This is a genomic window from Brachybacterium sp. 107, from assembly GCF_052379725.1.
In the GTDB taxonomy this organism is placed as follows: Bacteria; Actinomycetota; Actinomycetes; order Actinomycetales; family Dermabacteraceae; genus Brachybacterium.
Map to the genome: position 1 here is coordinate 1 of NZ_JBQSYW010000036.1, position 13,316 is coordinate 13,316.

Below are 13,316 nucleotides of genomic sequence, written 5' to 3' on the forward strand. Positions count from 1 at the left end.
GCATTGATCGTAGTTCTGGATTCCTTCTGGTCGTGCAGGTTCATGAACGCGTCGAGGCGACGATCAACTGCCCACTCTCCGACAGCTTCGACGAGAAGGCGTCGACGTCGGGCAGCACGGTCGGCAATGGATCCGCAATCATCCAGCTCGGCGTCCGGCCGACCGGCCATATGCCCGGACCGGCCCTCGTTCTTCCGATAGCTCCACCCAACTCCAGGCACCTCAAGTGACCCGCCGTGACCCGACGAGGATCAGCACAAGGTTCGGCACAGATCTGCACCACCCGTCTTGAGGCGTTCTTGGGGGAAGGACGCTCTCCGGCCGATCTTGAGGGAATCTATGGCGATCTCGCCCCGCCGTCCTGCAGATGACGGGGCATGCTGAGGCCATGACCACTGCCCCGGTGCTTGATACTGATGCGCTGCACCGTCTGGGCGAAGAGCTGGGCGACGCCGACATCCTGTGTGGATTCCTCCGTCGCTATGTCGCCATGTTGGCCCAGCGCATCGCACGCCTCGAGCACGCCCTGGCCGCCCAGGACCACGAGGACTGGATGGACGCCGTCCTCAGCCTCAAGACGTCCTCGGCGCAGGCCGGGGCACCGGCCCTCGCAGCTCTGGTCTCCGGCCTCCAGGAGGACACGGAGCACCGTGCGTCAGCGTCGTGGGAGCGCTGGTCTGCCGCTGGTTGCCGGGCCGAGGGCATGAAGGCCCTGCGCGGGTTGGCAGCTGAGACCGTCCGCCAGCTGCTGATCTACCTCCGCCACTCCCGGATGCCCGCGGCCCGAACTACCTGATGCCTCGAACGCCGCCCGCCATGCGATAGCCCACCCCGCGCACGGTCTGGACCCAGCGGGGTTCCTTCGCATCGTCGGCGAGCTTGCGCCGCAGGTTCCCCAGATGAACCTCCACGGTGCGTTCGTCGGCCCCCGACACGAAGGTGCCGTCGCCCGCTTCATCCCCGCGAAGGGTCCGGGCCAGCTCGGCCTTGGACCGCACCACTTGTCCGCTGTGCATGAGCGTCTCCAGCAGCACGAACTCGGTCGGTGTCAGCGGGACCTCGCGTCCGTCGGCCACGACCTGGTGAAGGTTCGGATACAGCTCGAGCCCCTCCGACTCCAGACGGAACTCTGCCGCGGATGCAGCGGTGGGCATCGGTGCCCCCGTCACCGATCCGGCAGCGGCTCCGGTTCTCCCCGCCGGATCGTGGACCGTGGGCGCTGGAGCATCCGCGACGAGGGATCCGGCCGGACCTCCTGCAGTGGCGTCCGAGGGCGCAGTCGGAGAGGCCGGGGTCACCGGAGTGGCTCTCCCGACTCTGGGCCGGCGCATCATGGCCTCGATCCGAGCTCGCAGCTCGCGGGGGCGGAACGGCTTGGTGACGTAGTCATCTGCGCCGACTTCCAGGCCCAGGAGGGTGTCGATCTCCTCGGTGCGGGCCGTCAGCATCACCACGTAGGCGTCGGAGAATTGGCGCACCTGGCGGGTGACCTCAAAGCCGTCGATATCCGGCAGCCCCAGGTCGACGGTCACGACCACGGGTTCGTTCTCGCGCACGGCAGCAACCCCAGCGGTGCCGGTCCCGGCCTCGTGCACCGTGAATCCGGACTGGCCCAGAAGAGCCACCATGAGCTCTCGGATGTCTTCGTCGTCCTCGACGACGACGGCAACGCGTCGGTCCATGCAAGACACCCCCAGTGCTCTTCTCCGCCCCCACGATATCGGGACACCTGTACCGCGGATGTTCACGGTCCACCACAGATCTTCTGCGCGTCAGTTCGACCAGATCACCCAGGGGCAGGACTCCCGGGGCGTGGCTCTCGGCAACCCCGAGCAGGTGTCCCTCGTGCTGGCCGCGACGATGCAGGGCATCGCGTCTCTGATCAATGGCGACAGGGTCGACGTGTCGCTGCTCGACGAGCTGACGGACAGGGCCAGCGATCAGGTGCCGCGGGGTGCGGGCCCCGCGTGGGTGCTGGCGCGCACGACGCCACCGCGTAGCGATCCCGGCAAGGCCGAGCGCCCGACCGACGATCCTGCCGTCGCCGTTCGTGGTGGAGGCGAAGGGCTGCGTGCCCTCCACTCCTGCCGTCCGGTTCGGCACTGGGTGCGGCAGCGATCTCTGTCCGAGGGGTCCGCTACCGTTTCCACACGGCATGTCGCCGCACTTCGCCCGCGTCAGGAGACCCCATGGAGTCTGAGATCCACGTGATCAGCGATGGTGACGGATTGGCCATCATCGGCGATCCGGCAGCTGTCGACGAGTTTCTTAGCTCTGCGGGCGTCCCTTCGCGAGAGCTCCCGGTGGAGAAACTGCGCTCCACCGCTAGGAAGGGCACCGCCCTGCGGGCCGGGTCCGGAGTCTTCACAGCGGCCGCCGAGGTTTCGGCGAATGCTGGCCGCTGGGTGAAGCTCACCGAAGACTCCGCGAGGAAGCTCACGGTGGGTGCCGCGATGAAGGGTTCCACCGAGGGCATCAGTCGAGCTGTCGTGACGGAGAAGGGCAAGATCACGTCGATCCTTGAGTTCGCGAAGACTCCAGGGTCAATGCTCACCAACCCTGCGATGCTCGCGGGCGCTGCCGGACTCATGGCGCAGGTCGCGATGCAGCAGTCGATGGACGAGATCACCGACTATCTCGCCGAGATCGACGAGAAGGTCGACGACGTACTCCGCGCACAGAAGGATGCGGCACTCGCCGGCATGATCGGTGCGGGATTCGTGATCGATGACGCGATGACCATCCGAGAGAGCCTGGGCCGGGTTCCGGAAACCACATGGGATCAGGTGCAGTCCACCGCAGGCACGATCGCCAGCGCGCAGGCCTACTCGCTGCGACGGCTTGATGCCCTTGCCGTGAAGATCGAGAGCAAGACGGCGATGGCCGATATCGCAAAGGCGGCGAAGCAGGCTGAGCCTGAGATCCGAGAATGGCTCGCGGTGCTCGCGCGCACCGTCCAGCTGCTGGATGCGAAGGATGTGCTCGAGCTCGAGCGGGTGCTGGAGACGGCACCGAGGGAACTGGATCGCCACCGCCTTGCTCTGCGAGCGGCACGGCAGAACCGGCTCGAGAAGATTGCGACCAGCACCGCGATGCTTCTGGAACGCGCCGACGCCGCCGCCGGCATCGCCAACGCGAAGGTGCTGCTGCACCCGGGCACTGCCACGTCGGTGGTGCGTTCGAGCAACAGCGTCACGGTCGACGTGGCCGCGTTTCGCGGCCGGCTCGGCCTCGAGGGCGAGCACGAATCCGTGGCGACAAGACGATGGGTGGAGGCCGCCGCCGATATGCGTGACGGCGTCCGGATCGGCGTGGAGGACACGGGCGCTGCTGGTGTCGATATCGCCAAGCGCCTCGGCATCGGTACAGCTGAGCGGGCGCGCTCAGCGCGCGCGAAGGTCTCCCGTGGGATCGGTGAGCGCGTGCAGCGCCGTCGCGAACGGGGCGAGAAGCTCACCGACGACTGAGGCTCTCCGGCGAGGATCTCCGACACCCGAGAACTCCTTGATCCCGCAACTCGCGGCCGAATCGACAGGCACGACCTGCATCTCAGGCCGGCGGCAGGTCACGCATGGCGAGCACCCGGGCCACGATCTCCTCGTACACGTCCTGCGTGTAGTGGAACGGGGCGAGGCCCCAGCGGTGCTCGGGGTCCGCGAGCACGCCGAGGGGCTGCAGCTCGAGAATCTCGAAGCCGAGTTCGCGCAGGTGGTCGAAGTAGCGCCGATAGGCCTCGTTGGCTTCCATCGCGCTGGTGCCCATGCTGAGCGGCGTCTCGCGACCGTCGACGGTGACCAGCGCCCACGGCACCTGCAGCACGATGGTCTTCTCGAAGAGGCCGAGCTCGCGCAGGCGATCACGGAACGCCTCGGCCCGCGGGGCCCAGAGCGCGAAATGCCCGTCGGAGCCGAAGGCGACATGGTGAGCATCGTTCACGACCTCCAGAACCTCGGGCACAGCGGTGACGTCGATGCTGCGCGTGACGACGGAGCCGTCGTCGAAGACATGTACGCCATGGCGCTCATCGGTGAGGTCCCACAGCATCAGATCCACAGTCGGCGCGATCTTCTCGAGTCGCCGCTCGAGGTCTCCGGCGAAGTCGGCCTCCATCATGCGGCGCTGGAAGCGGGAGGAGACCTGGGGATCCTCGGGGAAGCGTGACGACGCATCCTGACCGGCGGAGATCAGCGACTGCCGCGCGACGTAGTCGGCGACGCTCAGGTGCGAAGAACCGGCGAGATCCACGGAGTCGCGCGCCACGCAGCTGCCGTAGATCGCCACACGCATCGGCGTCGTCTCGGCGGGCTGATCGGTCACGGCAGGTCCTCTATCGTTCTGGCGGCAGGGTCCCCGAGCAGGTCGGGTCGGGCGTCAGAGTACCTGGGCGCGGCGCGGTCGCCATGGAGTCGAAGTCTCCTTGTGGCGCTCCCGACAGCCGTTCTGCGGTGCTGACGTCAGGTCGTCCGCGCTGCTACCGCGGATCATCCGGACCGCCGACGAGACAACGTCGGGCCTCGTTGCCCCTGCTGATCATGGGATCATGGGGCGCCTGTTCTTCGCCCTACCCACCCTGAGGTGCCCATGCCCCCGCAGTCCTCGTCCCGCCTGCAGACGCTCCGCACAGGGCTGTGGCATCTGCGCACTGGCGGCCTCGGGCAGGTGCGCACCTGGAATCTGCGGCGCCGCACCGTGTCCTACGGAGTGGGCGACGGGTTGGGCAGCACAGACGCCCAGGGGCACCTCTCCTTCCCTCCGGCCAAGCTCGTGGAGCGTGCCCCCCGCCTGCAGGGTCTGCGTGCCGCGGTGATCCTCGACGACTTCTCAATGCTGGCCTGGAGCCACGAGTTCGAGACCCTCGCCGTGAAGCCGTCCACCTGGCGCGAGCAGCTCGCGGAGCAGCCCGTGGACCTGCTGCTGGTGGAATCCGCCTGGCACGGCAACAAGGACGCCTGGCAGTACCAGCTCACCGGCTCGAAGGCTCCCTCCCAGCCACTGCAGGACCTCGTAGCCCACTGCCGGGACGCTGGGATCCCCACCGTGTTCTGGAACAAGGAGGACCCGCCGCACTTCGAGGACTTCCTGGACACCGCGACGCTCTTCGACCAGGTCTTCACCACGGATGTGACCCTGCTGCCCCGCTACCGGGAAGCTCTGGGCCACGACCGCGTGGAGGTGCTGCCCTTCGCCGCGCAGTCCGCCGTGCACAATCCGATCCGCCCGAAGCACGGCCACCAAGCACGCGATGTGGCCTTCGCGGGCATGTACTTCGCGCATAAGTTCCCTGAGCGCCGCGAGCAGATGGACATGCTGCTGGGCGGCGCGCTGGATGCTTCCTCGCGCATGGAGACCGGCTTGGAGATCTTCTCCCGCTTCCTCGGGGACGACAAGCGGTACCAGTTCCCCGGCGCCCTCGCCGATCGGGTGGTCGGCTCGCTGGGCTACGACCGGATGCTCACCGCCTACAAGGCGTACAAGGTGTTCCTCAACGTGAACTCGGTGGTCACGAGCCCGTCGATGTGCGCGAGGCGGATCTTCGAGATCACCGCCTCGGGTACGCCGGTGGTCTCTGCCCCCTCCCCCGCGATCGGGAAGTTCTTCCCGGCCGACGAGGTCCCCGTGGTCGACTCGCGGGAGGACGCCGCGCATGTGGTGCGGGCGCTGGTCCGCTCCCCCGAGCTGCGTGACCACACCGTGCACCGCGCGCAGCGCCGCATCTGGCGCGAGCACACCTACACCCACCGCGCACGCCAGATCCTCGAGGCCGTGGCTCTCGAGGAGAAGGCCGGCAGAGCGGGCCTCCCCGGCGCGGCCGGGCTGCCGACGGTCAGCATCATGGCGGCGACCAATCGCCCCGCGCAGCTCGATCACCTCGTGTCCCAGGTGGCCCAACAGGCCGGCGTGGAGCGGCAGCTCGTGCTGGTCACCCACGGCTTCACGGCGCCCGAGCAGACCCTCGAAAGGGCGCGCGAGCTCGGGGTGGAGAACGTGGTGCTGCTCGAGGCACCCACCACGTGGACGCTCGGCACCTGCTTGAACGCGGCCGTGGATCGGGCCGACGGCGAGGTGCTCTCCAAGATGGACGACGACGACCTCTATGGGGAGCACTACCTGCACGACCTCTTGCGCGCCCGCGAGTTCTCCGCCGCCGACGTGGTGGGCAAGCATGCCCACTACATGTACCTGGCCGGAACCGACGCGACGCTCCTGCGCTTCCCCTGGATGGAGCACAACTTCACCGACCGCGTCATGGGCCCGACTATCACCGCCGGCCGCGACGTGTTCACCGCCCACCCCTTCGCGGACGTCTCCCGCGGGGAGGACACGGCCTTCCTCGACTCGGTCGTCACGGCCGGCGGGCGCATCTACTCCGCGGACCGCTTCGGTTTCACCCAGATGCGCCACGGTGAATCCGGTGGCCACGCCTGGTCCGTGAACGATCGTGAGCTGCTCGCCAGTGCGGATGTGGCCTGGTTCGGCCGCAACGACGACCACGTGATGATCTGACCGCCCGCTCCGCCGCCTTGTGACTGCACGACGAGAAGGATTCATGACACGACGTCGCTGGTCCATCGCAGCCTCCGTGACGGTCGCCGTGGTGATCGTGCTGTTGGTGGTGGGCACCGTCACCCAGCAGCCCCGAGCACTCTTCGGCGACGGTGGACTGTTCAGGCCGGACGAGTCATCCACGTCCTCGCCGGCCGCAGAGCCGACGCCCGAGCCGACACCCGAGCCGTGGGCCGAACTGGACCTCCCCGGCTACGACGCCGACCCCGGGCCGCTCACGCTGACTCCTGTGGCCGAGGCGACCGGCACACCGATCACCGCCTCCCTCGCCCTCGAGCCGGGGGCCTCCCCCATCGGCGGCACCGTGGGGCTCAGCTTCGACGCCACCGAGCTCGCCTCGGAGCTGTGGGACTCCCCGCACTCGAATCTGACGCTGATGCTGTCCGAGCTGGACCGGCCGGCCCTGAGGTTCGGCGGCAACGGGGTGGACCGCCGCATGTGGTGGACCTCGACGGAGGAGCCAGCTCCCTCATGGGCGGACGTCACGGTCACCCCGGCTGATCTGGAGCGGGTCGCAGCCGTCGCCGAGGACGTGGACTCCCTGGTGACGATCGATCTGGACCTGGGGCACGACGACCCCGCCCGCGCCGCGGACATGGCCGCCCACGCCCGCGATGCCTTCGGCGACCGCCTGCTCGCCGTCGCGATCGGTAACGAGCCCAACGGCTTCTTCCACGAGAATCAGCCTCAGCTCGCCGTGCGCGACAAGGGCTGGGGCCCCGAGCCGTACCAGGAGTCGCTCCGTGAGTACTCGGCCGCGCTCGAGAAGGCGTCGCCGGGGATCCCGGTGGCCGGGCCCGGCGCGTACGACACGACCTGGATGCGCGCCTTCACCGAGGCGGGGCTGCCGAACACGGCGGCGCTCACGATGCACTGGTATCCGCTGTGGGACTGCAAGGGACCGGCGTCCTCCATCGGCAACCCCACTCTCGAGGACCTCACCTCCCCTGCACTGCGTGAACGCACGCGAGAGCTGGTCGACCTGGGCGTCGGGGTCGCGGAGGAGAACGATCTGCCGCTGTGGATGGAGGAGACGGGGCCGACGTCCTGCCCCGGTACCAACGAGACCTCGCGCACCCACGCCCAGGCGCTGTGGACGGCGGACTTCACCTTGACCGCCGCAGAAGCCGGCGCCGAGCGCCTCGCCTTCCACTCCACGCTGCAGGCCTGCACCGGCGGTGCCCCGATGAGTCCGATCTGTGCGACCGGCACTCTTGAGGATCCGGGAATGATCACTGCCGGCCGCACCAGCTATCTCTCGCTCATGCAGCTCGGGTACTTGCCCGCGGGTCAGGTGCTGGCGCCCCATGTGAGCGGCGACGGCGCCGTGATGGTCCACGGCGTCTACGGGGACGACGGCAGTCTCGCGATCGTCCTCGTCGATCTGCGGAACCCGGCAGCTGGCGATGCCGGTGCAGTCCCCATCGAGCTGAGCGCTCCGAGCGGCCTCCCCCGTGACGCGCCTCGGTCATGGGCCATCACCGATGGCTCGCGACTCTCCGGCGATGCCCTCGACGCCCAGAAGTCCGCGCTGACCGCCCCGACGTTGCTCGACGGCGAGTTCGCTGACGCGACGCTCGCTCCGGCCCAGCCACTGTCCGTGACCAGCGAGCCGGGGACGGTGACGCTGCTGCGGCTGGAGCCGGCCAGCAGCGACGCTGACCCCTCCGACGGCTAGCAGCGCGGGCCGCTCAGGGTTGTCGGTTACTCGTGAGTTCGACAACGCGGGTCCCACGCCACCGGGTCCCGCTGCTCGATCGAGACCTCCGACCTGCACGTCCTGCACCCGATGAGGAGAACGACGCTGGACCAGCAGGTGTCCGATGCGTAGCCCAGAGGAGAACTTCTGGACGACCGCCCGCAACACCTGTTGTGTAGCTGACAACTGTTGTTCTGGCTGTTCCTCAGCTTCCACACAGAAGCTACTGTGATGGCGGCGTCGCGTGCGACGTCACTACTCCCTCCCCCCAAACGCCAGGAGACCCGATGAGCCCGAACGTCCCCCTCGATACCGTCAGCGTGATCGGTCTCGGTTACATCGGTCTCCCGACGGCCGCAGTGCTGGCCCAGGCCGGCAAGACCGTCATCGGGGTCGACGTCAAGCAGGAGAACGTGGACGCGATCAATGCGGGCACGGTCCCCTTCGTCGAAGAGGGCCTCGAGACGGTCGTTGCCGGCGTCGTCGCCCAGGGCAAGCTCTCCGCACAGCTGGAGACCCCTGAGGCAGACGCCTACATCGTCTCCGTGCCCACCCCGTTCAAGGGCGATCACGACGCCGATCTCTCGTACATCGAGGCAGCGGCCCGCGGGATCGCGCCCAAGCTCTCCGGTGGCGAGCTTGTCGTCCTCGAGTCGACAGCTCCTCCCGGAGCGACCGAGCACATGGCGGACGTGATCCTGCAGGCGCGTCCCGAGTTCACGCTCGAGCCGAACCTTCCCAACTCGCTGTACTTCTCGCACGCCCCGGAGCGTGTGCTCCCCGGCCGCATCATGATCGAGATGGTCGAGAACGACCGCATCATCGGCGGCATGACCCCCGAAGCCGCCGAGATGAACCGCGACCTGTACGCGAGCTTCTGCCACGGCGAGCTGCTGGTCACCGACGCGAAGACGGCCGAGATGGCCAAGCTGACCGAGAACGCCTTCCGCGACGTGAACATCGCCTTCGCGAACGAGCTGTCGATCATCGCCGACCGTCAGAGCATCGACGTGTGGGAGCTCATCGAGCTCTCCAATCACCACCCGCGCGTGAACATCCTCCAGCCCGGCCCGGGCGTGGGCGGCCACTGCATCGCGGTGGACCCGTGGTTCATCGTCTCGGCGGACCGCGAGCACTCCAATCTGATCCGCACGGCCCGCGAGGTCAACGACTCCAAGCCCGAGCTCGTGATCGAGAAGGTCCTCAAGAAGGCCGATAAGTTCAAGAACCCGACCGTCGCCGCCCTCGGCATCGCCTTCAAAGCCAACATCGATGACCTACGCGAGTCCCCCAGCCGCAACATCGCCGGCTCCCTCGCCGGGAAGCTCACCGACGGCACCGTGCTCGTCGTGGAGCCCAACGTCGACGAGCTGCCCAAAGAGCTCGCCGAGAAGGACAACGTCGAGCTCGCAGAACTCGACTCGGCCCTCGAGCGCGCCGACATCGTGCTGCTGATGGTCGACCACGACCCCTTCAAGGAGATCGATCGCGACCTCCTGCAGGAAAAGATCGTCATCGACACCAAGGGACTGTGGCGGTGACCGAATCCAACGATTCGACCTCGGGATTCCGGTGGCGCCGCGGCGACGGCCGCTCCGAGGCCGCACAGGCTGCTCGAGCGGTCCGCCAGGAGCAGGCGGACCGCACGGCGAAGCTGCTTGACGAGGCGCGTCAGGTTGCGCAGCAGCCGGAGAAGTTCGAGAAGGCGCTGGCTTCGTTCCGTATTGCCGCCGCCGCATCGGATTTTGATGTGTCGGTACTCCTGGAGTACGCACGCTTCTTGATCGGCAACTCGCGCGGCAGCACTGCTGAAGAGGTCCTGGCCCTGTCATTAGCCAGCAATGGTGCACAGGTCGACGCCGTGGAGCTGTATCTCGAGCTCGTGCGTGAGCTCGAGCTCACGCCCAGTCGCGCTACCTGGGCTCTGAGTCGACTGGCGCAGGACGTTCCCCACGCACCCGAGGCACAGCGCGCGGCCCTGGACTACGCCATTCCTCACCGCCTCGACGACGCCCTGCAGGCGATAGGGACGTCGGGAGACCCCGTGAACCGGGCCATCGTGCAGATCAACGAGGCGTACAAGAACAACACGTTCTCGCAGGAGACGCTGGACGCCGCCGGTATCGGACTGGGCGCCAACGATCTCGTGCGGGCGCACCTGACGGTTGTGCTCGCGCGGGGCAACCGCACCGCTGCCGGCGTTCTCCTGAGAGACGCCGACACCAAGGCTGTCCCGGTGAATGCCCTGCGCAGGGCTATCCGCCGCGCGCGGTCAGCCGGCAAGCAGAAGCAGCTCATCGAGTACCTCGAGGCGTACCGACGGATCCTCCCGGAGGACGGCTGGGCCAAGAAACTGCAGAACGAGACGCAGCGCAACGCGGTCAGCAACTACCAGCTGGGCAAGACGGGTTTCCCGTTCCCGAAGATGCGCCCCACTCCCGCCTATGAGGCGGAGGACCACAAGGTCTTCTACCTGCTGCACAACTCCCTGCCGCACAACTCGGCCGGTTACGCGACGCGCACCCACGGCCTGCTCTCCGAGCTGAACCGCATCGGCTGGGATGTCGACGGGGTCACCCGTCTGGGCTACCCCTACGACATGCCCGGCAATGCCGAGGTGCCGGACGTCCCCCTGCACGACGTGGTGGGGAACGTCGATTACCGGCGCCTGCTGACGAGCCGGGAGATCGAAAAGAAGAACCCCCTTTTCCACTACACCGAGCGCTACTCGAGCGCCCTGCTCGACCTCGCCAAGGAACAGCGCCCGGCGATCATCCACGCGGCGTCCAACCACTTGAACGGCCTCACGGCGGTCAAGACCGCCCGTCAGCTCGGCATCCCCTCGGTCTACGAGGTGCGTGGCCTGTGGGAGGTCACCCGTGGCTCCCGCAACCCGGAATGGGCCGAGAGCAACATGTACAAGTACATCGCGCGCATGGAGGCCGACGCCGCGAAGGGCGCCACCCGCGTCTTTGCGATCACCGAGGCGCTGCGCGAAGAGATGATCACGCGCGGTGTGGACGGCGACAAGATCGAGATCGTGCCCAACGGCGTGGATACCTCGCGGTTCAACCCCATCCCCCGCGATGAGGAGCTCGCCTCGCAGCTTGGCGTCGCCGGCAAGACTGTCATCGGCTACGTGGGTTCGGTGCTGGACTACGAAGGCATCGAGCTGATCCTCGAGGCGGCCGAGGTTCTCAACCGTGTTCGCGAGGATTTCCGTGTGCTCATCGTCGGTGACGGGGCAGAGTTGGAGCGATTCCAGAACCACGTGCAGGAGCGCGAGCTCGAGCACGTCGTCACCTTCACTGGACGCGTGCCCCACGAAGAGGTCGAGCGGTACTACTCACTGGTCGACATCACGCCGTTCCCCCGCCTGCCCCTGCCGGTGTGCGAGATGGTGTCGCCCCTCAAGCCCTTCGAGGCCATGGCGATGGGCAAGGCCGTGATCGCCTCCGACGTCGCCGCCCTCCAGGAGATCGTCACGCCCGGCGTGAACGGCTATCTTCACGAGAAGGGCAGCACGGAGTCTCTCATCGAGCAGCTCGTGAGGATGCTCGACGATCCCGAGCACACCAGACAGATCGGCATTCAGGCGAGAGAATGGGTCGTGGAGAACCGCGACTGGTCACGACTCTCGATGCTCATCGCGGACTCGTACGCTGAGCTGACCAGGTGAGTGATCCCGTTCCTGTGCACGACCACGCAAACATTCACAAGGTGGCCTGAGATTCCATGACCCCTCCGACAGTCTCCCGGAGCCGTTTCGGGATACTGCTCGCGATGATTGCTGTGCTCGTGGTCGCAGTACTCGTGCTCATATTCTGTGTCACGCCACATCACGACAACACAAACGAACAGTCTCGAAAATCGCCGCAACCGGAGGCGTCGACGAGCGTTACTCGTGCGTCATCCATGGAACTCCCCGCGGAATCGGAAGTGGTCTCCTTCGACTTCGAGGTTCCCGAGCGAGGTCAAACGCTCCTTGAACTATCGGTGGGCGCTACTTTCACTGCAAGCACCGGAGAGAAGCGCGCCCTCTATGCGATCGTGGGCATGTCCTGCGGAAGCATCGATGGCCCGACCAATACTCAGTCGGTCAGTGGCACCGAAAACCTGATACATCAGACGACTCGTCAGCTTACTCAGCTGCTCTCCTACGATGTGGAAACTTCGGGGCGTCATCGATGCAATGCAAGCATCAATGCTCCGAACTGGGATCACGAGTACGGCGATGCGAAACTGTCGCTCGAGGCGACGATCAGAGTCATCACGCCGGACGATGAGCCATATCAACTCGTCACGGCAGACTCCGAGCACCCGGTCGTGCTGGATCCGGGTGAGACGGTCTCCGCGGTAGAAGGGTCGTTCCCCCTCATCACCGGCTCCACTGGTGATCTCGGCGTCGCGTCCACCACGCACCTCACGTCATGCACTATCAGCAACGGGTCACGCGACCAGACTCAAGCGAACTTGTGTACGGAGCCCAAGGTCAACCGCGAAGGAAGCCAAGTTTCAACGCGGACGACGGTACAGCAGCTGAATGGAGATGAAGTGTGCCGTACAGTGACCGCAGATCGAAGTCTTACCGCGATCGATCACCTAGTTCATCACCGCCTGCTCAGCTCCCAATCGAGAACCCAAGGGTTCCTGTCGAATCCTTGCGGGAATCGGCTCCGGGTCGTCCATGAGATCTCCAACGACGGACCGGCGGCCCTCGTCGTGCACCGATCCACCACGAATGCCGCCATCATCACCTATTGAGCACGGAGGCTCTCCCATGCTTGTCTCGAGCTATTCGGCCGTTCCCGACGAGTCCTTCGACGGGTATGCATTTGTCGGCGCCGATTTCATTGCAGAGCCGGAGGGGTACACCCGATTCCGTTCTAGCCTCGATATTTCAGGCTCATCGCATCTGAGGGTGTAGCTGGTTTCTGAATCCTCCTGATTCGAGGAGGCTGCGGGCGATGTAGTTGGTGAGATTCCGGAAGCCGAGAGCTGAACCGCGGAGATGCTCGAGGCGGCCGTTGATCGCCTCGGTGGGACCGTTACT

12 protein-coding genes are annotated in these 13,316 nt (G+C 66.6%); 9 read left to right on the forward strand and 3 right to left on the reverse strand.

Features of this window, described 5'->3' with window-relative positions:
• On the forward strand, window positions 1–230 hold a 230-nt coding region (locus tag ACT3UL_RS19025; protein ID WP_444579974.1), incomplete at its 5' end, for a hypothetical protein.
• Window positions 231–388: 158 nt separating this feature from the next.
• Complete coding sequence (locus ACT3UL_RS19030) at window positions 389–796, forward strand: hypothetical protein (RefSeq protein ID WP_444579975.1); 408 nt, start codon at window positions 389–391, stop codon at window positions 794–796.
• Here ACT3UL_RS19030 and ACT3UL_RS19035 read toward each other — a convergent pair.
• Window positions 789–1,682 (reverse strand): response regulator transcription factor, encoded by an 894-nt coding sequence (locus tag ACT3UL_RS19035; protein ID WP_444579976.1) that lies wholly within the window; start codon window positions 1,680–1,682, stop codon window positions 789–791. The genes ACT3UL_RS19030 and ACT3UL_RS19035 overlap by 8 nt on opposite strands.
• Window positions 1,683–1,812: 130 nt before the next feature.
• On the opposite strand from ACT3UL_RS19035, the gene ACT3UL_RS19040 reads away from it, so the two are divergent.
• Window positions 1,813–2,211 (forward strand): hypothetical protein, encoded by a 399-nt coding sequence (locus ACT3UL_RS19040; RefSeq protein ID WP_444579977.1) that lies wholly within the window; start codon window positions 1,813–1,815, stop codon window positions 2,209–2,211.
• Window positions 2,212–2,441: 230 nt separating this feature from the next.
• A complete protein-coding gene (locus ACT3UL_RS19045; RefSeq protein ID WP_444579978.1) occupies window positions 2,442–3,467 on the forward strand; it encodes a hypothetical protein in 1,026 nt (341 codons plus the stop codon).
• An 82-nt stretch (window positions 3,468–3,549) separates the two neighbouring features.
• On the opposite strand, the gene ACT3UL_RS19050 is transcribed toward ACT3UL_RS19045, so the two are convergent.
• On the reverse strand, window positions 3,550–4,317 hold the full coding sequence (locus tag ACT3UL_RS19050) for a DUF6270 domain-containing protein (RefSeq protein WP_444579979.1): 768 nt from the start codon (window positions 4,315–4,317) through the stop codon (window positions 3,550–3,552).
• Between the two features lie 264 nt (window positions 4,318–4,581).
• Between ACT3UL_RS19050 and ACT3UL_RS19055 the strand changes: the two genes are divergently transcribed.
• The 5 genes from ACT3UL_RS19055 (at window position 4,582) to ACT3UL_RS19075 (ending at window position 13,027) form a co-directional block, all read left to right on the forward strand.
• Window positions 4,582–6,504, forward strand: a complete 1,923-nt coding sequence (locus tag ACT3UL_RS19055; RefSeq protein ID WP_444579980.1) for a glycosyltransferase family protein — start codon at window positions 4,582–4,584, stop codon at window positions 6,502–6,504.
• A 43-nt stretch (window positions 6,505–6,547) separates the two neighbouring features.
• On the forward strand, window positions 6,548–8,242 hold the full coding sequence (locus tag ACT3UL_RS19060) for a hypothetical protein (RefSeq protein WP_444579981.1): 1,695 nt from the start codon (window positions 6,548–6,550) through the stop codon (window positions 8,240–8,242).
• A 308-nt stretch (window positions 8,243–8,550) separates the two neighbouring features.
• Window positions 8,551–9,804 (forward strand): UDP-N-acetyl-D-mannosamine dehydrogenase, encoded by a 1,254-nt coding sequence (wecC, locus tag ACT3UL_RS19065; protein ID WP_444579982.1) that lies wholly within the window; start codon window positions 8,551–8,553, stop codon window positions 9,802–9,804.
• Window positions 9,801–11,942 carry a glycosyltransferase gene (locus ACT3UL_RS19070; RefSeq protein ID WP_444579983.1) on the forward strand — a complete coding sequence of 714 codons (2,142 nt, stop codon included), beginning with the start codon at window positions 9,801–9,803 and terminating at the stop codon, window positions 11,940–11,942. Before wecC ends, ACT3UL_RS19070 begins: the two co-directional genes overlap by 4 nt.
• Window positions 11,943–12,046: 104 nt before the next feature.
• Window positions 12,047–13,027, forward strand: a complete 981-nt coding sequence (locus tag ACT3UL_RS19075) for a hypothetical protein (protein ID WP_444579984.1) — start codon at window positions 12,047–12,049, stop codon at window positions 13,025–13,027.
• Between the two features lie 142 nt (window positions 13,028–13,169).
• Here the strand turns inward: ACT3UL_RS19075 and ACT3UL_RS19080 are convergent.
• Window positions 13,170–13,316 (reverse strand): transposase (locus ACT3UL_RS19080; protein WP_444579985.1); only part of this gene is annotated, 147 nt, incomplete at its 5' end.